At 64.2% G+C, this 20,037-nt stretch carries 19 protein-coding genes; 10 read left to right on the plus strand and 9 right to left on the minus strand.

What is annotated here, in order from left to right:
• Positions 1 to 7: 7 nt before the first annotated feature.
• Both ASH04_RS12005 and wrbA read right to left on the minus strand, forming a co-directional pair.
• A complete protein-coding gene (locus ASH04_RS12005) occupies positions 8 to 2,218 on the minus strand; it encodes a sensor domain-containing protein (RefSeq protein ID WP_057473616.1) in 2,211 nt (736 codons plus the stop codon).
• Positions 2,219 to 2,445: 227 nt separating this feature from the next.
• Complete coding sequence (gene wrbA, locus ASH04_RS12010) at positions 2,446 to 3,045, minus strand: NAD(P)H:quinone oxidoreductase (protein WP_027495694.1); 600 nt, start codon at positions 3,043 to 3,045, stop codon at positions 2,446 to 2,448.
• Positions 3,046 to 3,182: 137 nt separating this feature from the next.
• Between wrbA and ASH04_RS12015 the strand changes: the two genes are divergently transcribed.
• A complete protein-coding gene (locus ASH04_RS12015; RefSeq protein WP_057473617.1) occupies positions 3,183 to 4,361 on the plus strand; it encodes an acyl-CoA dehydrogenase family protein in 1,179 nt (392 codons plus the stop codon).
• Between the two features lie 29 nt (positions 4,362 to 4,390).
• Here ASH04_RS12015 and ASH04_RS12020 read toward each other — a convergent pair whose 3' ends face one another.
• Entirely contained in the window at positions 4,391 to 4,996 is a 606-nt protein-coding gene (locus ASH04_RS12020; protein ID WP_027495696.1) for an NAD(P)H-dependent oxidoreductase, read from the minus strand.
• A 79-nt stretch (positions 4,997 to 5,075) separates the two neighbouring features.
• On the opposite strand from ASH04_RS12020, the gene ASH04_RS12025 reads away from it, so the two are divergent.
• Entirely contained in the window at positions 5,076 to 5,651 is a 576-nt protein-coding gene (locus ASH04_RS12025) for a TetR/AcrR family transcriptional regulator (protein WP_032389107.1), read from the plus strand.
• A gap of 19 nt (positions 5,652 to 5,670) precedes the next feature.
• Here ASH04_RS12025 and ASH04_RS12030 read toward each other — a convergent pair whose 3' ends face one another.
• Complete coding sequence (locus tag ASH04_RS12030) at positions 5,671 to 7,095, minus strand: amidase (RefSeq protein WP_057473618.1); 1,425 nt, start codon at positions 7,093 to 7,095, stop codon at positions 5,671 to 5,673.
• A 251-nt stretch (positions 7,096 to 7,346) separates the two neighbouring features.
• Here ASH04_RS12030 and ASH04_RS12035 point away from each other — a divergent pair, with 251 nt between their 5' ends.
• Complete coding sequence (locus tag ASH04_RS12035; RefSeq protein WP_082519239.1) at positions 7,347 to 8,921, plus strand: AbgT family transporter; 1,575 nt, start codon at positions 7,347 to 7,349, stop codon at positions 8,919 to 8,921.
• 27 nt (positions 8,922 to 8,948) lie between these two features.
• On the opposite strand, the gene ASH04_RS12040 is transcribed toward ASH04_RS12035, so the two are convergent.
• Together ASH04_RS12040 and ASH04_RS12045 are read right to left on the minus strand one after the other, a co-directional pair.
• The gene (locus tag ASH04_RS12040; protein WP_057473619.1) at positions 8,949 to 9,938 is read right to left on the minus strand and encodes an Lrp/AsnC family transcriptional regulator; all 990 of its coding nucleotides are present in this window, start codon (positions 9,936 to 9,938) and stop codon (positions 8,949 to 8,951) included.
• A 108-nt stretch (positions 9,939 to 10,046) separates the two neighbouring features.
• Positions 10,047 to 11,051: a 1-aminocyclopropane-1-carboxylate deaminase gene (locus tag ASH04_RS12045; protein ID WP_032381509.1), complete on the minus strand. Its 1,005-nt coding sequence runs from the start codon at positions 11,049 to 11,051 to the stop codon at positions 10,047 to 10,049.
• A 99-nt stretch (positions 11,052 to 11,150) separates the two neighbouring features.
• Here ASH04_RS12045 and ASH04_RS12050 point away from each other — a divergent pair, with 99 nt between their 5' ends.
• Together ASH04_RS12050 and ASH04_RS12055 are read left to right on the plus strand one after the other, a co-directional pair.
• Positions 11,151 to 11,825, plus strand: a complete 675-nt coding sequence (locus ASH04_RS12050) for a GntR family transcriptional regulator (protein WP_027495702.1) — start codon at positions 11,151 to 11,153, stop codon at positions 11,823 to 11,825.
• 60 nt (positions 11,826 to 11,885) lie between these two features.
• Entirely contained in the window at positions 11,886 to 12,311 is a 426-nt protein-coding gene (locus ASH04_RS12055; protein WP_032369160.1) for a nitroreductase/quinone reductase family protein, read from the plus strand.
• 1 nt (position 12,312) lies between these two features.
• On the opposite strand, the gene ASH04_RS26925 is transcribed toward ASH04_RS12055, so the two are convergent.
• Positions 12,313 to 12,462, minus strand: coding sequence for a hypothetical protein (locus ASH04_RS26925; RefSeq protein ID WP_167328339.1), 150 nt, complete (start codon positions 12,460 to 12,462; stop codon positions 12,313 to 12,315).
• Between the two features lie 105 nt (positions 12,463 to 12,567).
• On the opposite strand from ASH04_RS26925, the gene ASH04_RS12060 reads away from it, so the two are divergent.
• On the plus strand, positions 12,568 to 13,287 hold the full coding sequence (locus ASH04_RS12060) for a GAF and ANTAR domain-containing protein (protein ID WP_032381510.1): 720 nt from the start codon (positions 12,568 to 12,570) through the stop codon (positions 13,285 to 13,287).
• A 13-nt stretch (positions 13,288 to 13,300) separates the two neighbouring features.
• Here the strand turns inward: ASH04_RS12060 and ASH04_RS12065 are convergent, their stop codons facing one another.
• On the minus strand, positions 13,301 to 14,536 hold the full coding sequence (locus ASH04_RS12065; protein WP_162247531.1) for a glycosyltransferase: 1,236 nt from the start codon (positions 14,534 to 14,536) through the stop codon (positions 13,301 to 13,303).
• Positions 14,537 to 15,085: 549 nt separating this feature from the next.
• On the opposite strand from ASH04_RS12065, the gene ASH04_RS12070 reads away from it, so the two are divergent.
• The 4 genes from ASH04_RS12070 to katG all read left to right on the plus strand — a co-directional run bounded on the left by ASH04_RS12070 (position 15,086) and on the right by katG (position 19,589).
• On the plus strand, positions 15,086 to 15,565 hold the full coding sequence (locus ASH04_RS12070) for an STAS domain-containing protein (protein WP_057473621.1): 480 nt from the start codon (positions 15,086 to 15,088) through the stop codon (positions 15,563 to 15,565).
• An 82-nt stretch (positions 15,566 to 15,647) separates the two neighbouring features.
• Positions 15,648 to 16,787 (plus strand): carboxylate-amine ligase, encoded by a 1,140-nt coding sequence (locus ASH04_RS12075; protein ID WP_057473622.1) that lies wholly within the window; start codon positions 15,648 to 15,650, stop codon positions 16,785 to 16,787.
• 106 nt (positions 16,788 to 16,893) lie between these two features.
• Positions 16,894 to 17,367 carry a Fur family transcriptional regulator gene (locus tag ASH04_RS12080; protein ID WP_082519280.1) on the plus strand — a complete coding sequence of 158 codons (474 nt, stop codon included), beginning with the start codon at positions 16,894 to 16,896 and terminating at the stop codon, positions 17,365 to 17,367.
• Complete coding sequence (katG, locus tag ASH04_RS12085) at positions 17,364 to 19,589, plus strand: catalase/peroxidase HPI (protein WP_057473624.1); 2,226 nt, start codon at positions 17,364 to 17,366, stop codon at positions 19,587 to 19,589. Before ASH04_RS12080 ends, katG begins: the two co-directional genes overlap by 4 nt.
• A gap of 11 nt (positions 19,590 to 19,600) precedes the next feature.
• On the opposite strand, the gene ASH04_RS12090 is transcribed toward katG, so the two are convergent.
• Complete coding sequence (locus tag ASH04_RS12090) at positions 19,601 to 19,885, minus strand: DUF3263 domain-containing protein (RefSeq protein WP_052061266.1); 285 nt, start codon at positions 19,883 to 19,885, stop codon at positions 19,601 to 19,603.
• Between the last annotated feature and the right edge of the window lie 152 nt (positions 19,886 to 20,037).

Here is a 20,037-nt window from a genome sequence, read left to right on the forward strand (position 1 = left end):
GACGTGCTCAGCGTTGTCGCGCTGCGCTGTCACGGGACAGTAGTAGCGCCGTGTGCTCGGCGTCGGCGGGCCGACCCAGCAGAAACCCTTGCACCAGATTGCATCCGGCTGCGGTGAGGGCGTCGAGTTGCGCCTGCGTCTCGACGCCTTCGCCCACGACGGTCACGCCGTAGGCTTTCGCCAGTGACACGATGGCGGTCAACACTTCTCGTCCTCGCTCGGTGTCGAGAGCGTCGATGTACGTTCGGTCGATCTTGAAGCTGCCGATCACCGGGAATCGTTCGAGGTAGGCCAGGCTGCTGTAGCCCTTCCCGACATCGTCGAGTGACAACGCAACTCCCATCTCGTGGAGTCTCGCCAAATTGGACGCAACCGTGCCGGTGTCGGCGAGCCATTCCGTCTCGGTGAGTTCGAGAACGACGCCGTCAGCGTGCGCACCGGTGGTGAGCAGGGCGGCAGCCACTCGATCGGGAAAGGCCGGGTCGCGCAGTTGCAGCGCGCTGATGTTGACGCGCATGCCGACGCAGCCCAGCCCGCGCCAGTCGACGAGTTGTCGACAGGCGGTGGTGAGGGCCCAATCGTCGAGAAGCGTTGCCACACCCGTGCGTTCGGCCACGGCAACGAATTCGGACGGTTCGATGGGACCGAGATTGGGGTGCTGCCAACGCGCCAGAGCTTCGACGGAAACGATGTGTCCGGTCTCGACGTCGATCACGGGTTGGTAGTCCAGTGTCAGGTCGCCGGAGGCCACGGCGCGGCGCAGGTCCACCGACATGGAGCGCACACGGTCGGCGTCGTAGAGGTCGCTCGAGTCGAAGACGGCGTGCCCGGCCCTGGTGTCCTTGGCGCGGTACATCGCCAGGTCGGCCGATCGAAGGAGCTCGCGTCGGGTCGAGCCCGCAGTGGACACCGCAACTCCGATGCTGGCGCTCACCGGAATCGGGTCGTCGCCCTCGTCTTCCGCGGTAGGGGCCGCGAGAGCGGAACGGATGCACTCGGCGACGCGTTCGGCATGTGCGACGTCGTCGATGTGATTGCAGATCATCAGGAATTCGTCGCCGCCGAGCCTGGCCACGGTATCGCCAGGTCTCGCGGTCGCGGCCAGGCGGCGTGAGAAGTGCACGAGTGCGCGGTCTCCGACGTCGTGGCCGAGGCTGTCGTTGATGATCTTGAAATCGTCGACGTCGAGCAACAGCAGGGCCACTCGGCCGCCGGTGTCCGCGACCTGTGCGAGCGCAGTGTCGATCGCGTCGTACGCCACCGCCCGATTCGGCAGTTCGGTCAAGGGATCGTGCGCGCTGCGCCAGCGCAGCTCGCGGTCGAGTTCCACTCGTTCGAGTGCAGCGGAGAGCACTCCGGCGACTGCGGAGACGAATGCGATGTCTCCGTCGCCGAAAACGTGTGGTTCTCGGCCGAACAGGATCAGTACGCCCCACAGCCCGGCACCGATGGTGATCGGAACGGCGGCACCGCTGCGAAAGCCCAGGGCAGCCATGGCCGAGGTGTCGAATCGTGTTTCGGATTCGACGTCGGAACACACGGTGATCGCCCTTCGCGCCAAGGCATAACCGGTCAACGACCCGTCGCCGGTGGCAAGCACGAAATCGTGTGGGAGCGTGCGGGTGATCGCGTCGACGGACAGAAGCGGGTCGGTCGAGTCCTCCGAACGTCGGGCCAGGGCCGCAGACTCGACGCCCACCAACTTGGCCGCCGTGCTCGTGGCCGCAGTCAGCACAGTATCGAAGTCCGCCGTGACGGCAAGTGCGCTCAATTCGGCCAGTGCCCGTTGCTCGACTGCGATTCTCTCCGCCGATACAGCCGCGGCCAGCAGGTCCAGATCGCGCTGGTGTCCACGGGTGCGGTCACGGACGATCGTGGCGATCAGGTCGGGTTCTCGCCCGGAACGTCGGACGACGAACGTGGACAGGGCAACGGGAATGCCCCCGCCGGAGACGAAGTGGCGTAATTCGGTACGACCCTGCCAGTGACCGGTCGTCTGCAACGCATGTTCGACGTCACCGGAGACTTCGAGCCCGCGGGCGGTGAAGAAATCTGCTGTGGACAGGCCTGACGACGGTAGTTCTTCCAGGCCGACCAGGCGGAGGCCGACCGGATTGACGTCGATCACGCTGCCGGAGAACGCGGACAGGGCCACCATGTCGGGGGATTCGTCGAACAGGGCGCGGAGAACGAGCGGATCGAAGCCGGGATCGTTCATCGATGTCCGTTTCGCACTCGTCGCAGCGACGAGTCGGTGGGAGACGCCACCGACCGCTCGCAGAAGTCAGCGGAGTTGCTGTTCCCTGCACACAGCATGGCGGTGCGCGCCCGAGATGACAAACACGCCGTTTGTCATCACGCATGTACTACGTCCGGGTCCGCACTGGCGATGTGCGGACCCGGACGCGAATCGGTCGGTCTTCTCGAGGTGACGAGAGCCGGCCTTTACTTCGCCAGAGCCTCGGCGATGGTGACGACGCGCGTGGCCATGTGGGTCAGCGCTGCGGTGGTCGCGTCGTCCAGTTCGTTCTTGTTCTCGGGGCCGGTGACGTGGCTGACGCCGTAGGGGTTGCCGTCGGCGAACTTCAGTCCGTCGGTGTATCCGGGCGGAACCAGGACGCCGCCGAAGTGCATCAGTGAGGTGTAGAGACCGATGAGCGTGGTCTCCTGGCCGCCGTGCGCGGTCTGGCTCGAGGTGAAGGCGGCGTATGCCTTGTTCGCAAGTTCACCCTTGGCCCAGTAGCCGCCGAGCGAGTCCATGAAGTTCTGGAACGGTGCTGCAGTGCTACCGAAACGCGTCGGAGATCCGAGGATGACGCCATCGGCCCAGACGATGTCGTCGCCGCTGGCAGCGGGAAGATCCTTGGTTGCCTCGTAGTTGGCGGACCAGGCGGGGTTCTCGGCGAAGGTGCTGGGGTCGCGCGTCTCCGCGATGTGCCGCACGCGTACTTCGGCTCCAGCCGCCGTCGCTGCGTCGGCGAGCTTGTTCGCCATCGTGGATCCGTGGCCGGTTGCGGAGTAGTAGATGATTGCGATCTTCGTCATCGATGAGACCTTTCGTCGGGTGGACATCCGAAGTAGTTGCGATGTCAACTGTATTCGATGGTACCCACTATGATTGTTGTGTCAACTACTCGCGGTTGTTGGTTGTCCGATCCGTGGGCAGCGTCGATAGTGGTGCCATGACCGTGCGCAATGCCGAGGTACCCGACGACGTCTTCGCGGACGTGAAGAAGCAAGTCTCCCAGTTCGTCCGATCGCGGGTGGTTCCGCGTGAACTCGAGATCATGAACGCCGATTCGATTCCCGACGATCTCCGGAGACAGTCCGCCGAGATGGGGTTGTTCGGATACGCGATTCCGCAAGAGTTCGGTGGTCTCGGCCTGAACTTGATTCAGGATGTCGAGATTGCCATGGAGCTCGGCTACACCACACTGTCGTTGCGGTCGATGTTCGGCACCAACAACGGAATCGCGGGCCAGGTGCTCGTCGGGTTCGGCACCGACGAGCAGAAGGCAACGTGGTTGCCCGGCATGGCGGCCGGCGACGTCGTCGCGTCGTTCGCGTTGACCGAGGACGGTGCCGGCTCGAACCCGGCAGGGCTGAGAACGACGGCAGTAGTGGACGGTACTGGCTGGATCATCAGCGGAAGCAAGCGCTACATCACCAATGCGCCCATCGCGGACCTGTTCGTCGTGTTCGCGCGAGTGGACCCGAAGCCGAACAGCGGCAACGGGATCGGGGTGTTTCTGGTCCCCGCCGACGCTGCGGGTGTCGAGGTCGGTGACAAGGACGCGAAGATGGGTCAGCAGGGAGCAGGAACCGCGGATGTGACGTTCACCGACGTCGAGGTCGACGCCGACGCTCTGGTGGGCGGCAACGGTGACATCGGATACCGGGCGGCGATGACGTCGTTGGCGCGTGGCCGCGTCCACATCGCAGCGCTCGCCGTCGGTCAAGCGCAGCGTGCCCTGGACGAATCCGTCTCCTACGCTGCGTCCTCCACGCAGGGTGGCGAGCCCATCGGCAATCATCAACTCGTCCAGGCGATGATCGCCGACCAGCAGACGGGAGTCATGGCAGGCCGGGCCATGGTGCGTGAGGCTGCCCGAGCCTGGGTGGAAAACACCGATCGACGGATCGCGCCGTCGGCGGTGAAGCTGTTCTGCACCGAGATGGTCGGCACAGTTGCCGACCTCGCGGTCCAGATCCACGGCGGCGCAGGATATATGCGCGGCGTTCCCGTCGAGCGAATCTATCGAGATGTCCGTCTTCTCCGCCTGTACGAGGGCACGAGCGAAATTCAGCGGCTGATCGTCGCCGGCGGTTTGATCCGTGCCGAGCAGAAGCGGAATCGCTGACCACCCTCGTCCCGCGTGGCGGTGGCAGGTCAGGTGAGCGCGCGCTGCGCGGCGACCCGGTCTGCGACCGTGCTACCGATAGCGGAGATCTCGGTAGCGAGTTCCGCGCGACTCCTGGTGTCCGACCCGTATACGAAGTTCGTGGATCCCACTGTGGCACCGCAGTATTCGATGATGCCGCGCTCGATCTGCGTTCGAATGGCCTGATGGACGCCATGGCGCTCGAAGCTGTCTGCATCGTCTCCCGCGACGACGACCAGATGGATTGTGAGTCGGTCCAGCTTCTTCACGAATACTCTGTCCCCGTATTCATAGGCCCAGCCCTCGACGAACACGCGGTCGATCCAGCCTTTCAGTAGTGCGGGCATCGACCACCAGTACATCGGGAAGACGAGAATCAGGTGTTCGGCGCGGTCGATCCGTGTCTGCTCCTCGGCTACATCGGACGGTGTGCTTCCGTTTCCGCGAAACAGGCTCAGATCTGCAGCCGAAAATCGTGGATCGAAGCTCTCTGCGGCGAGATCTGCGGTCTCCACGGTGGTGCCGGTGGATCGGATGGCCTCGACTACGGAGTGAGCGACCTGATGGGTCAGAGAGTGCGGGTCGGGATGGGAGACTACGACGAGCGTGTTCATGGCTGTTCCTTCGGCTGGGGAAGATCGGCTATGTACCAACAGTAGGTTACTATTAGTACATAAGCAAGGAGGTGGCGGAATGGCACGGACGAGGCTGTCGCGCTCCGATCGAAACGCCCAGTTGATCGAGGTGTCCTGGGCTCTCGTACGCGCCGAAGGAGCCGACGCGTTGACTCTCGGACGGCTCGCAGAGCATGCCGGTGTCGCGAAACCGGTGGTGTACAGCCACTTTGCCTCCCGCGCCGAACTTCTTGCCGCTCTGTTCACCGAATTCGATGCCAGGCAGGCGGCGATGCTGGAGGAATCTCTCGACTCGGCACCCATGACGGTCCGCGGTCGGGCGCAGGCCATTGCCGACTCCTACGTGGGGTGCACATTGGCCCAGGGGAGGGAATTGACGGGTGTGCTTGCGGCACTCGAAGGTTCGCCCGAACTCGAACAGGTCAAGCGCACCGCCGAGCGCGCCTACTTCGAGCGGTGTCGGGAGATTCTGCGTCCGTTCACCGATGCCGACGGCATGTCCACGCCATCTCTGACCGCCGTCTTCGGTGCCGCAGACGCGTTGTCCCACGGTGCCGTATCCGGGTCACTCACACCGGCCGAAGCGATCGGGGAGTTGACCGATCTGATCGTCGCCGCGGTCGCCAGGTCCTGAACTCGGCCCGCCGGATCTGTCAGACGGTGGCGGCCGCCGATTCGGGCGCACGACGGTGGAATGCCGTCTCGGCTTCGAATGCATGCGCTACCCGGAGCAGCAGGTGATCGGCGCGATCGGCGGTGACGATCTGCAATCCAACCGGAAGGCCGGATGAGCTGAAGCCGCCGGGCATCGACAGCGACGGTAGGCCTGTCGCCGAGATCAGCGAAGCGGCCCGCATCCAGTCGAGGTAATTGTTCATCGGCGTGCCGTCGACGACGGCGGGGTACTCCTCGTTCGCGGGGAACGGAAGTACCTGAACGGCAGGCGCGATCAACACGTCGTATCGCGAGAAGAACTGTCGCACTGCGGTATCGAGGTTCTTGCGAGCGGTGTTGGCGGAGATCATGTCTCGTGTCGTGAGCGCCATTCCCTTGTCGACGTTCCACTGCACGGCGCTCTTCATGCGATGCCGGTGTTCGTCCAACAGGTGCCCGTAGGCGGTGGCGAAGTCGAAGGCACGCGTCGTCTGGAACACTTCGTCCGCGTCGGACAGGTCCGGGCAATCGACGTCCACACTGGCACCGAGTTGCTCGAACACGTGCAGTTGGCGGCTCAGGACGTCGATCACCTCACGGTCGACGGGTACGCCGAGACCGAAATCCGTTGTCCACGCTACTTTCAGCCCACGCAGCGAGCCGGCCTCCTCCGAGCGGTACGAGTCGTCGAGCGGGAGACCACGAGGGCTGGACGAATCCGGACCGGCGAGTGCGCGCATCAGAAAGCGCACGTCCTCGATGTCGTGCGCGAGCACGCCCTGCCGAGCGATCCAGGCCCACGGGTTCTTGGCGGGCAGCATCGGAATTCGGCCCAACGACGGCCGGTATCCGACGAGGTTGCAGAACGATCCCGGAGTGCGCAGCGACCCGCCCATGTCCGACCCGTCGCCCGCCGGTTGTATCCCGGCGGCGATGGCGGCGGCGGCACCGCCACTGCTGCCGCCGGCACTGCGAGTCGGATCGTACGGATTGGTGGTGGTACCGAACAGCGGATTGAAAGTGTGTGAGCCTGCAGCGAATTCGGGAACGTTGGATTTGCCGGTGGTGTTGACACCTGCGCGCTTGAGGCGGGCGATGATGCCCGAGTCCTCGGTGGGGATGTTGTCGGCCAGAATGGGCGAGCCGAAAGTCGTGCGCAGACCGGCGGTCAGGTGATTGTCCTTGTGCGTCATCGGGACGCCGTGCAGAACGGGCAGTGCCTCGCCGGACACCGTTGCGCGGTCTGCTGCACTCGCACGTTCGGTCGCCCCATCGATGTCGAAGGTCACGATCGCGTTGACGACAGGGTTGACGTCGTCGATGCGAGCCAGATGCGACTCGAGCGCCTCGCGGGCCGAGATCTCGCGATCGCGGATGTGTGCCGCGAGCGCGCGCAGGGACAGTGACTGAATGTCGCCGGTCATGAAACTCCTCGCTTCGATCCGGATCGGCCGGAGTTGTTGTCGGAAGCCTGTTTCAAGACTGCACCACCGCGCGGAGCCCACCGGGCTATCGTCGTCCATTGAGCGTTTTCGCCGTTGGATTGGCGGTTTCGCTCAGACGGCCGAAAATTTCACACATGCAACATATCGGCAACGTGAACCGACTTGAGTGAGCAGGACATCCGAGCCCGGGGCTCGGTCGCAATCCGACGGTATGCGAAAGAGAGTCAATCATGTCCAGTCAGATCGACGGTCCACCGGCAACTGCGGATGCGCCCGAAGCACGAATGCCCTGGGGACTGAAGACACTGTTCCGTCTTGTGTCCAGCATCGAACGCGTCGGCAACAAACTGCCGCACCCCTTCCTGCTGTTCTGGCTTCTGGCCGCAGTGCTGGCAGTGGTCAGCGCGATCCTCGCCGCACTGGGCACCGGGGTGGTGCTACCCAGCACCGGTGAGGTGTCGATGGTTCGCAGCCTGCTCAGCAGTGACGGCGTAGCCATGATCTTCGGAACGGCACTGGACAACTTCGCGGGGTTCGCGCCGCTCCCCATCATCGTGACCGTCATCCTCGGTGTGTCCGTCGCCGAGCATTCCGGTGTGCTCACCACGCTGCTGCGCGCCACCATCGTGAAGCTGCCCGCCAAGTGGGTGACGTTCTCGGTTGCCTTCGCCGGGACCATGTCTCACGTCATGTTCGACGCGGCATTCATCGTCGTCCTTCCGCTGGCGGCAATGGCGTTCAAGGCAGCGGGCCGAAGTCCTGTACTGGGCATGATGGTGGCGTTCGTCGCCATCGCCGGTGGCTACAACGCGTCACCGTTGATCACACCCAGCGATGCCATCATGTCGTCGTTGACGACCTCCGCCGCTCAGATCGTCGATGCCGATTACAGCGTGACCCCGGTGGACAACTACTTCTTCAGTCTCGCGTCGTCACTGGTGATTTCGATCTTCATCACCCTGGTGGTGGAGTTGGTGATGGCCAAGCACATGAATCTCGATGCCGACGAGGGCGTCGAGGACGGCGCAGAAAAGCTGGCACTCGATCTCGAGCCGATCGAGAAGAAGGGAATGCGCCGCGCCGGAGCAGCTTTGGCGGTGTACGTGGCCGTCGTCGTCGCCGCCCTGCTTCCTACCTCGTCGCCGCTGCGTGGTGAGGACGGCGGGTTCGTGCAGTCGATCGTGCTGCAGAACATCGCGTTCTTCATCGCGATCGCCTTCGTCCTGGTCGGATGGGTGTACGGACGCACCACCGGCAGTCTTCGGCAGCTCCGTGAGATTCCGGAATCGATGGCCGTCGGCATCAAGACCCTTGCTCCGATCCTGGTGCTGTTCTTCGCGATTTCGCAGTTCCTCGCCTACTTCAAGTGGACCGGCATCGGCAACGTCGTTGCGGTCGAGGGCGCGGAACTGCTGAAAGCCGGGGGATTACACCCCCTCGTGGTGTTCGCCATGATGCTGGTGCTGATCTCGGTGATGAACCTGCTCGTCACCAGTGGTTCGGCCATGTGGTCGATGCTGGCCCCGGTTCTCGTGCCGATGCTCATGTACATCGACGTCAACCCCGAAACCACCCAGGCCGTCTACCGAATCGCCGATTCCTGCACCAACGCGATGACCCCGATGTCGGCCTACTTCGTGCTCACCCTCGGACTCATCCAGCGCTACAAGAAGAATGCAGGCATCGGTACCCTCGCCTCGTTCACCATCCCTGTCGCGCTGGGCATGCTGATCGTGTGGGCGGCGTTGTTCGCAGTCTGGTACATGCTCGGCATCCCGCTCGGCCCCGGCGCACCGATCCGTTGACCGCAGTGACTGCCGCGTCGTACCGGATCAATACAGGTACGACGCGGAGTCCGCGGCCAGCAGACGGTTGCCGCTGCGTTTGGTGGCCCGCAGAATCGACACGACCGAGATCGCGTCGGCCAGGGCGGCCCAGTCCGACGCCGTTGTCATGCGATGCAACGCCATTCGGTCCGGGCACGCGAGGTTGACGAGCAGACTGTCCGAGCCCGCGAGGGCCACCGCGTATCGAACCTCCGAATGTGCGAGCAAGAGCTCGACCAGTGCTTCGTGGTGTCGAGGCGGAACCTTGACCCAGGCAAGGGCTTCCGCCGAATACCCCAGCAGCGCCGGCTCGACGACCACCCGCAGTCGGGATTTGTTGGTCTGTTCCAGAGTGTCCATGTGGCGTCGGACAGTGTTCTCGGTAGCGCCGACGACGCGCGCGATGTCCGAGGTGGGCGTCCGGGCATCCTCGGCCAGGACGCGCAGAATGCTGCGGTGCAGGGTCGAGATCTCCGGTCCCACACGGCCGTCCGGTTGGTAGCCCTCGTGTACGGGAGGCGTCAGAGCCGCGATCTGGTGCGAATCGAGAATCGCCGGCCGCCACTCGCGGACCGAGCGATAGACCCGCGTGATGGGATCTACCCGAATGCGTCTGATCCCGGTGATGCCGGGTAAGTCGTCGAGCATCAGATCCGCCAGATGGGCATCGTCGACCAGGACTTCGGCGACGCATTCCTCGTGCCCCGACGTGGCGTACACGAACATCGTGTCGTCGCGGCGCGCCAACCCGACTGCCACGGCACGTGCCATACCGACGTGACATCGAGCTCGCAGAACGACCGCGCCTGTCGCGCCGATGACGCCGACCACGCGCACGTCTCCGGAATCGAGTAGTTCCTTGCCGCGTCGGGTGACGGTGCGTTCGGGTTCACCGAGCGCCTCGGCGATGCTGACCCAGGACGCCCGGGGATTGACCTGCAGCGCCGCCGTGATTCGGCAACTCAGCGAGTCCAACTCGTCGGAGCGCTGCCTCATGCGTACACCTTCGCTCGTCGTGCCGACTCGGGTCGGCCGGTGCAGAAACAGGTTCGGTGCCCGAGGATCACCTGTCGATCCTCGGGCACCGGTACCGCGAAGTCCAGCTCAGAAGATTCCGCTGTAGGCGTTGAGGGCGGGCTGGCCACCCAGGTGTGCGTAGAGAACGGTGGAGTCCTTGCCGATATCGCCCTGCTGAACCAGATCGATCAGTCCGGCCATGGACTTGCCCTCGTACACCGGGTCGATGATCACGCCTTCGAGACGGCCGGTGAGCTTGATCGCCTCGATCGTGGAGTCGACGGGAATTCCGTAGTAGTCGCCGGCCCAGCCTTCGAGGACGGTGATCTCGTCGTCGCGAAGCTCGCGTCCCAGTTCGATGAGTTCTGCAGTGTTACGGGCGATTCGGGCGACCTGATCGCGGGTCTGGGCGATCTTGGCGGACGCATCGATGCCGATCACTCGACGTGGCCGTTCCTGTCCGGCGAACCCGGCGATCATGCCGGCATGCGTCGACCCGGTCACGCTGCACACGACGATCGTGTCGAAGAAGACGCCGAGCTCCTCTTCCTGCTTCTGTACTTCGTACGCCCAGTTGGCGAAGCCCAGTCCGCCGAGCTTGTGGTCGGAGCCGCCTGCGGGAATGGCGTAGGGCTTGCCGCCCGCTCGCTCGACGTCCTCGATGGCCTTCTGCCAGCTGTCCTTGAATTCGATTCCGAAGCCCGACGGATCGAGGCGGACATCTGCACCCATGATGCGGGAGAGCAGGATATTGCCCACCTTGTCGTTGACCGAATCCGGCCAATCGACCCACTTCTCCTGCACCAAAACTGCTTTGAGTCCGAGCTTTGCGGCGACCGCAGCCACCTGCCGCGTGTGGTTGGACTGCACGCCACCGATCGAGACCAATGTGTCGGCACCCTGCGCGAGAGCGTCCGGGACGATGTACTCGAGCTTGCGAGTCTTGTTGCCGCCGTATGCCAATCCTGCGTTGACGTCTTCTCGCTTGGCCCAGATCTTGGCCCCGCCGAGGTGTGCGCTCAATCGTTCCATCGGGTGAATCGGGCTCGGGCCGAAGGTGAGGGGATAACGCTCGAAGTCCGCGATCGCCACGTGGTTCTCCTTTGATCGGTGTGTCATGCAGGATGCAATATATCGCATACTGTACGTGGGACGCCTCGCCAGCGAAAGCGGTGGGCTACGATATTTTGCATGCCGGTCCCCGTCGAGCTCGGAAAACACAAGCGCTCCCTGCTGCGCGACAACGCCTACGTCTCGATTCGCGACGCCATCGTCGACGGCACCTTCGCGCCCGGCGAGCGGCTGCGGGATGCCGAACTCGAACAGTGGCTCGGAGTGTCGCGTACACCTATTCGCGACGCCATGGCCAGGCTGGAACTGGCGGGCCTCGTACACACCCAGCCCGGGCGTTCGACCATCGTGTCGACCATCGAACGCAAGGCGGTGCTGGACGCGCAGGCGGTCGCGGCATCGATGCATGCACTCGCGGTCCGGACGGCTGTACCGCTGATGAACAAGCGCGACATCGCCGCGATGCGTCGCGCCAACAAGGATTTCGCCGCCGCATTCACCCGAGGCGATGTGGACCTCGCGCTGGCCGGCGACGACGCGTTCCACGCAGTCGCCGTCGAAGCGAGTCAGAATCTGGTCGTGGTCACGGTTCTCGAGCAGGTGACGCCGACCCTGCGCCGGCTCGAACGACTACGGTTCGCCTCGCTGGTGGGCCGCGATTCGATAGCCCAACACGAACGAATCATCACGCTGTGCAGTGAGGGTGACGCGGACGGCGCGGCCGCTGCCGTGCAGGAGAATTGGGAGTCGTTGTCTTTGCTCGTCGATCACGAGGACGGAATACCGGGAAACTGACACCGTCGAACGCCGGCGAAAAGCGGAGTGGCCGCGCCGCATCGGCGGCATAATCGGCCCATGGCCGACTTCAACGAGATCATCATCGACGAGTTCCGAAGCAACAATGGCCACGTGTCCACGGCCGGCTTCGGTGATTCGCTCGTTGTTCTACACACGATCGGTGCCAAGAGCGGCGCGGTGCGGCTCAACCCGCTCATGGCGATTCCGGAGGGAGAGAGCTGGTTGGTGGTCGGCTCGGCTGCCGGGTCACCGAAAGATCCAGCGTGGGTGCACAATCTGCGAGCCCATCCGGCCATCGACATCGAGACACCCGGGGACGGAGGCATTCGCACCGTTGCCGTCGACGCCGACGAGATTCCGGAATCCGAGTGGGACCGGCAGTGGCAGAAATTCCTCGACGCATCGGACGGATTCGCGAAATACACGGAGACGGCCGAGGGCAGGCGGTTTCCGATCTTCCGTCTGACCCCGACCGCCCGATGAATCAGTTCTGCGTGTCGTCTTCGGGCGGGTGTGGGACGTTCTCTTCGTCGACGTGAGCACCGACTGCAGCCTCGTCGGGAGATTCTTCGCGCGGACCGTCGTTGCTGCCCTCGGATGGGATCTCTGCACCTGCATCGGTCGGCATGGTCATGAGCACTCCTGATCGTCGGTCGGTTGGTTGCTGCGCTCTGCATGCCCCGCTTCCGGTGGACTCAACCGTCGAGCAGTCGATTCCTCTTGACTAGCATCGTCAGGTATGGGACCCGATCGATCGATGACAGCTCGCGACCTCACACAGGCGATTGCCGAAGCGACGAGGTCATTCTTCGCACCGTCCAGTCTCGACGAGACTCTGCGCGGCGTGACGGAGAGCGCCCGATCTCTGATACCCGCGGTCGATTGCGCCGACATTCTCGTGGTGGCGGGGCCGAAGAAGTACCAGTCGCACGCCGCGACCAGTGAGCTGCCGGTTCGCCTCGACGCCATGCAGGAACGCCTCGACGAGGGGCCGTGCATCGATGCCGCACGAAGCGAGCTGTTCGTGCGGTGCAACGACTTCCGCTCCGATTCCCGCTGGCCACGTTTCGGTCCGGAGGCGGTGGGAGCAGGGGTTCTCAGCAGCCTGTCCTTCCGCCTCTACACCAACGAGGACACCATCGGGGCGCTCAACCTGTTCGCACTGACCAGTGATGCGTTCAGCGACGAGGACGAGGAACTCGGTCGCGTGCTCGCAACCCACGCTGCGGTGGCGTTGTATGCAGCGAACAAGACCGAGCAGTTCAAGTCCGGCTTGGCTTCACGGGACATCATCGGCCAAGCCAAGGGCATGTTGATGGAGCGGTACGGTATCGACGCGGTACAGGCGTTCGACTTGATTTCACGGCTGTCGCAAACCCAGAACGTCCCGGTGGCCGCTTTGGCCGCAGAACTCGTCGACCTCGGTTCCGAATCGAACAAGGGACGCTCGTCCAAATAGGCTCGCCGGCTGTTCACACCGTGTGCCGACGAGAGGGTGCAGTCGGCGGCACCGGATGGTCGTGAGTCGACCCGGCTTGCTGGGTCGACCCGGCGTTCACTGTCGACCCGGTCTGTACGGTTGCCTCGTAGACGCGTGAGGTGTCCTCGGCGATGCGGTCCCACGAGAAGCGAGATTGCGCACGGTCGGAGCCGGACACTCCCAGCTCGAAACGCCTGGACTCGTTGCGTACCAGCAGCGCCAGCTCTCGTGCCAATCGACGACGGTCGCCCGGCCTGATCGAGCGGCCGGTGACCCCGTCGATCACCAACTCTCCGGCGTAGCCCACTCCGTATGCGACGACGGGAAGTCCGCACGCCATGGCTTCGAGGGTGGCGATCCCTGCCGATTCGGTCGGGGACAGGCAGACGAACACGTCGGCCGACCTCAACAGCGACGACATGTGGCGATGGCGGACCGGGCCGGTGAACACCGTGCGCCCGGCCATGCCGTGTGCTGCGGCGACCGTGCGTAGCTGCGCCACGCCGCTGGATTCGCGTGGCTCGCCGCCGACAACGACCAATTCGGTGTCGTCGAGTTTTCCGAGCAGTTCGATGATCGTCGATACCTCGGCATCCGACCCGACGGTCGCCACCCGACACGCGGCACCGCTGCGTGGTGCGGTCGGTCCGGATGGATCGAAGTCACTCAGATCCACCCCGGTCGGGACGATGGACACCTTGGCTCTGGCGACGCCCATCCGCGTCAACATGTCGGCCTCGTCGGGACATGACGCGATGATGCGGCTCGCCGATCGAGCGATCTTCTTCTCCATAGCCGCCCGGGGAACCACCGAATCGGTGCCGGCCGTCGGGGGCACGGATCGGTCGGTCGCGGCGAGACCGTGGAACGACATCACCGTGGGGACGCCCGTCGCGCCGGCGGCCAGTACGGTTGCCAGCCCCGACACCCAGGAATGTGCATGTGCTACATCGGGTTTCGTTCGGAGCAAGTGATCGCGGAGCGCGGAGGCGAACGCGCTCGTGTGAGGAATCGATTCCTCTTCGGTCATCGGGACAGCAGGCCCCGCAGACAGGTTGACCACCCGGTAACCGTCGGGGGTGAGCAGCTCGTCCTCGTGATCCGGGTTCTGCTTCCTGGTGTATACGTCGACTCGGGTGCCGGCGCGGGCCAGCGACGAGGCCAGCCGATCGAGCTGGGCAGCCGATTGTTCTGCCTCGATGCCGGCCGCATCAATTATCGGACTCACGTGTTCGGAGACAAGCGCAACGTGCATATCGATTCGATCCCTGATGGGTTCGCACGGCCCCTTTCGGGCGCATAGCCCGGCACCGGTGAAGGGTGTGGGATATGCCGACCCGATTTTGGAGTCAGCGTACTCGAGACGCGGCCAGAGCGGTCATCGCAACTGGGCGTCGAACAACACCCTATTACGTAAAGCCGCAATGCGAAACCTCACACGAGGGCGTCGCCCTTGCTGGAGCGTTCACAACGGGCCGAACCGACGTCCCTTGCGGCCGAAGCGGGGAGCGTGTTCGCTACGGCTACCGTGCACTGGATTGCGGTCGGTTCAACCGTCGACTGCCGACAATCGAAGCAGCGTAGCGGGTTTCGCCGGACGCAATTGTGTATACACTGTCTGCACGCGGTTGAGGAGAAGCCCCGTAGTCAGGAAGTAGCGACTGCGAGATGTGCCCGACCGCGCTCTTCGACACCCGATAGTCCGAGATTCGTTTTCTCGAGAACTGGTGTCAGAGGCAGCCGACAGTCTCCGGTCGCGAGCCGGTGGAGGTGGGCAATGGTGTTTCTACGGTCGGTGCACAGTGATCCGGAATCGATTCGATTGTCGTTCTGCGGGCCGGACAATCCCGAGGACGGCGCATTCGCGCTGTCCGTGGACGAACTCGTCGGCGGACCGGTCGTCATCCGCATCGTCGGGTCGATCGACAGATCGGCAATTCCGGTCATAGGCGAATGCGTGTCGGAGGCCATCGTGTGCGGGCGGTCGCTGGTCGTGGATCTGCTCGATGTCGAATTCGTCGACCCCGCAGTGGTTCCCGTCCTCTCGGCAGCTGCCTCGCGGCTCGCTGCGCACCGGTGTCGCGCGATCGTCGCCTGTACACCCGAGCTGCAGCGACAACTCGATCCGAGTGGCGCTCACCTCGGTACGGAGTGCGTCCGCAGCGTCGCGGACGCCGTTCGAACTGTGGTGAAACCGGCGCGATCCGAACAGGTTTCGAATTCCTGCACAGGCGAGACGCCTGCGCGGTCGGCGTGACCGGCAGTTCCGCACCGTGCACGATCGTCGCCGCGGTGTATCTCGCGGTGGTCGTCGGCGATCACCCGGGCGACAGCGCCCGATGAGTGCAGGGGCAGTTCCCACGGTCGGAGTGGAGGAGGAGTTCTTTCTCGCCGACATCGACATGCTGCGTCCGGTGGCGGTCGGCCCCGGTGTCGTTGCGCATGCCCGAGCTGCGGGAATCGATGCCGTCTCGGAGCTGACCGAGGTGCAGGTGGAGGCCAATTCGCCTCCGCTGCAGTGTCTTCGCGAGTTGCGGGAGAACGTGATCTCCACCCGCGCCACGCTGTCGGCGGTGGCCCTGGCGCAGGGTGCCCACTTACTGGCGGCAGGTGTCTCGCCGGTTGCGCCTGCTGATCGTGGCCGCCTGCCCATCTCGGACGGCTCCCGCTATCGGCGTCTGGCCGAGACTTACGGGGCACTGGCAGAGAGCGTTGCCACGTGTGGGGGTCACATTCATGTCGAGGTGCCGGACAAGGAGACGGCGATCGGGGTATGCAATGTCGTGCGACCCTGGCTCCCGACACTTCTGGCGTTGACGTGCAACAGCGCTATACGCGACGGCGTCGACACTCGGCACTCGAGTTGGCGTTCGACGGTGTGGGGCAGATGGCCGACGGCTGGTCCGCCCCCTCACCTGAGTTCGACGGCGGAGTACGACGACCTGGTCGGCTCGATGATCGAGACCGGGATGATTCTCGACGAAGCATCGCTCTACTGGGATGTACGGCCCAGCTCCCACCAGCCGACGGTCGAGGTGCGGGTCGGCGACGTACCTGCCGTCGCCGAGGAGGTGGTGTTGTCCGCTGCACTGGTCCGCGGTCTCGTCGTCACGGCCCTTCGGTCCATCGACCGCGGCGAGCCGGCACTCGTCGTGGCCGGCAATCACCTCGCAGCGGCATACCACCGTGCCCGTATGGATGGATTGACCGGCGTCGCAGTGGATCCGAGCACCGGGAGACCGGTGTCGGCATCGAGTCTGCTCCGATCGCTCGTCCGCTACGTGGAACCGGCGCTGACCAGCACAGGCGACCTCCGCTGCGTGCAGACTTCTCTCGAACGTTTGACGCACCTCGGGAACGGCGCGCAACGCCAACGCCGGATCTTCTCGCGCAATGCAGACGCTACCGCCGTCGCTGCTCACGCAGCCCGTTTCACTACTGCCGAGTGGAACTCGCCGGTGGCACAGGACGCGGGTTGATCGCGGTGGCCGGCCTCGTCTGCAGGCGGCCCTGCCCGCGCCGCGACACTCGACCGATTCCAGGAAACGATCGACGATGCGACCGAAGGTGGTTATCGTGAAAGCCATGGCAAGCACTTCCGCCAGCATGCTTCGTGACGCCGGACTGAGGGTGACGCGTCCCCGAGAGTTGGTTCTCGATATCGTTGATGCACAACCGCATTCCGATACCGACACCATCTTGCGACTGGCGCGCGCCACCCTGCCCACGGTGTCGAAGCAGGCCGTGTACGACGTGCTCGATGCGTTGACTGCATCGGGTTTGGTTCGTCGTATCCGCCTCGCGGGTCACTCGGCACGTTACGAAACCAGAGTGGCAGACAATCATCACCACATCGTCTGCCGTTCCTGTGGTTTCATCGTCGACGCCGACTGCGCCACCGGTGAGCCACCGTGTGCACGACCCGCCCGAGATCACGGTTTCGTCCTCGACGAGGCCGAGGTGACCTACTGGGGAACGTGCCCCAGTTGTGCATCCGAACGATCGATCGCAGCCCGCGATCGTCCATCCACAACGCCCATCGGAAAGGACAATTCGTGACCTCCGACGCACGCCCACCCCACTCCGCCACCGAGACCGCCAGCACCAGCGAGAGCGAGAATCCGGTCATCGAGTCGCCGAAGCCCAAGGCGCACGCACCGCTGACGAACAAGGACTGGTGGCCGGAGCAGATGGACCTGTCCATCCTGCATGCGCATACCTCCAAATCGAACCCGTTCGGCGAAAAGCTGGACTACAAAGCGGAATTCGAGAAGCTCGACGTGGACGAGCTCAAAGCCGACGTCATCTCGGTGATGACCACTTCGAAAGATTGGTGGCCGGCCGACTACGGCCACTACGGCGGACTCTTCATTCGTATGAGCTGGCACGCCGCCGGCACCTACCGCACGTTCGACGGACGAGGCGGTGGGGGTCAGGGCGCGCAACGCTTTGCGCCACTGAACAGTTGGCCGGACAACGCCAACCTGGACAAGGCGCGTCGGTTGCTGTGGCCGGTCAAGCAGAAGTACGGCAACAAGATTTCGTGGGCCGATCTGCTGGTGTTCGCCGGTAACGCGGCGCTCGAGTCCATGGGGTTCGAGACGTTCGGATTCGGCTTCGGTCGGGAGGACATCTGGGAACCGGAAGAGGTCTTCTGGGGTCCCGAGGATCAGTGGCTGGGCACCGACAAGCGATACTCCGGCGAACGGGAGCTCTCCAAGCCCCTCGGTGCCACCACCATGGGCTTGATCTACGTCAATCCCGAAGGCCCCGAGGGAGAGCCGGATCCGGTGGCCGCGGCCCACGACATCCGGGAAACCTTCGCGCGGATGGCGATGAACGACGAGGAGACGGCGGCACTCATCGTCGGTGGACACAGCTTCGGTAAGACACACGGAGCCGGACCGGCAGACAAGATCGGGCCGGAACCCGAGGGTGCCCCCATCGAACAGCAGGGCCTCGGCTGGAAGAACGGTTACGGCAAGGGCAAGGCCGAGGACCAGATCACCAGCGGGCTCGAGGTGGTCTGGACGGAGACTCCGACGCAGTGGGGTAACGGCTACCTGAAGAATCTCTACGGATACGAGTGGGAGCTCACGAAGAGCCCCGCCGGCGCGTGGCAGTTCACTGCCAAGGACGGTGCCGGTGCGGGCACGATTCCCGATCCGTTCGGCGGTCCGGGCCGTGCCCCCACGATGCTCGTCACCGACATCTCCATGCGGGCAGATCCGGCGTACGAGAAGATCACTCGGAGGTGGTTGGATCACCCCGAGGAGCTCTCGCTCGCGTTCGCCAAGGCGTGGTACAAGTTGCTGCACCGCGATATGGGACCGGTGTCCCGGTACCTCGGGCCGTGGGTTCCCGAACCTCAGCTGTGGCAGGACCCGGTTCCATCGCCGCACGGTGACCTGATCGACGAGGCGGACGCATCTGCGTTGAAGTCGGCGATCCTCGACTCGGGCTCGACGATCGCTCAGCTCATCGGTGTCGCGTGGTCGTCGGTCAGCAGCTTCCGAGTCACCGATTACCGCGGCGGTGCCAACGGCGCTCGGGTTCGGCTCGAGCCACAGAAGAGTTGGGAGGCAAACGAACCCGAGGTCCTCCGCGAGGTGCTCGCAATCTTGGACGGTATACGCGAAAAGTTCGAGGGCTCAGCGGCCGGTGACAAGAAGGTCTCGCTCGCCGACGTCATCGTGCTGGCCGGCAATGCGGCCGTCGAGAAGGCCGCACGCGACGCCGGTTACGAGGTGACCGTCCCGTTCCGGCCGGGTCGCACCGACGCGACGCAGGAGCAGACCGACGTCGAATCGTTCTCGGTACTCGAGCCACGAGCCGACGGGTTCCGCAACTACGTGGCTGCAGGGGAGAGCACTCCCGAGCAGGTGTTGTTCCTCGATCGCGCCTACATGCTGAATCTGACTGCGCCCGAGATGACGGTTCTTCTCGGCGGTCTTCGAGCCTTGGGGGCCAACCACGGTGGTTCGAGCCATGGAGTGTTCACCGATCGCCCCGGAGTTCTGAGCAACGATTTCTTCGTCAATCTGCTCGACTCCGACACCGAATGGGCGACGAGTGAGGACGGCACCTACGTCGGCACGGATCGTGGCTCCGGCAGCCAGAAGTGGACAGCGACATCGATCGACCTGGTGTTCGGGTCCCATTCACAACTGCGAGCGCTGTCGGAGGTGTACGCCCAGGCCGACAACGGTGGCAAGTTCGTCGACGACTTCGTGGCCGCGTGGGCGAAGCTGGCAGACAACGATCGATTCGACATCCGGTAGCGCGGAGCCGATCACCGGGTGAGCCAGATGCGCCTTCTGGCAATGGCTTTGATTCGCGTCACCATGACAGGGCTGAGGCCGAACTCGCCGAACACGCTGCCGGGGTCGCGGTCGAGGATCTCCAACACGGTGCGGTAGTAGTCCTGAGTCGACATCGCGAAGGCGGACCGGATTTCGTCGTCCGGTCCGCCTCCGTGGTTGACCCATCTCAGGGCGAAGTCGATCATGGCGCGGTCTGTGTCGGAGTAGAACGCTACCGGTCGCTCTGCCCCCGCAGAGATACGTCGATTCGGCATAACACACCTCCTGGAACTGACTGTCGATCCGAAATTAGCACTGCTCGCGAACACGTGCCAAGGGTCCGGTATCTGCGATAAGGACCCGAATATCGCTCGTAAGCACCGTGTTTGGACTGCCGTCGTGCGTGGAAGTCGATACACAGCTCGGC

Source organism: Rhodococcus sp. Leaf233 (assembly GCF_001426165.1).
Classification (GTDB): domain Bacteria; phylum Actinomycetota; class Actinomycetes; order Mycobacteriales; family Mycobacteriaceae; genus Rhodococcoides; species Rhodococcoides fascians.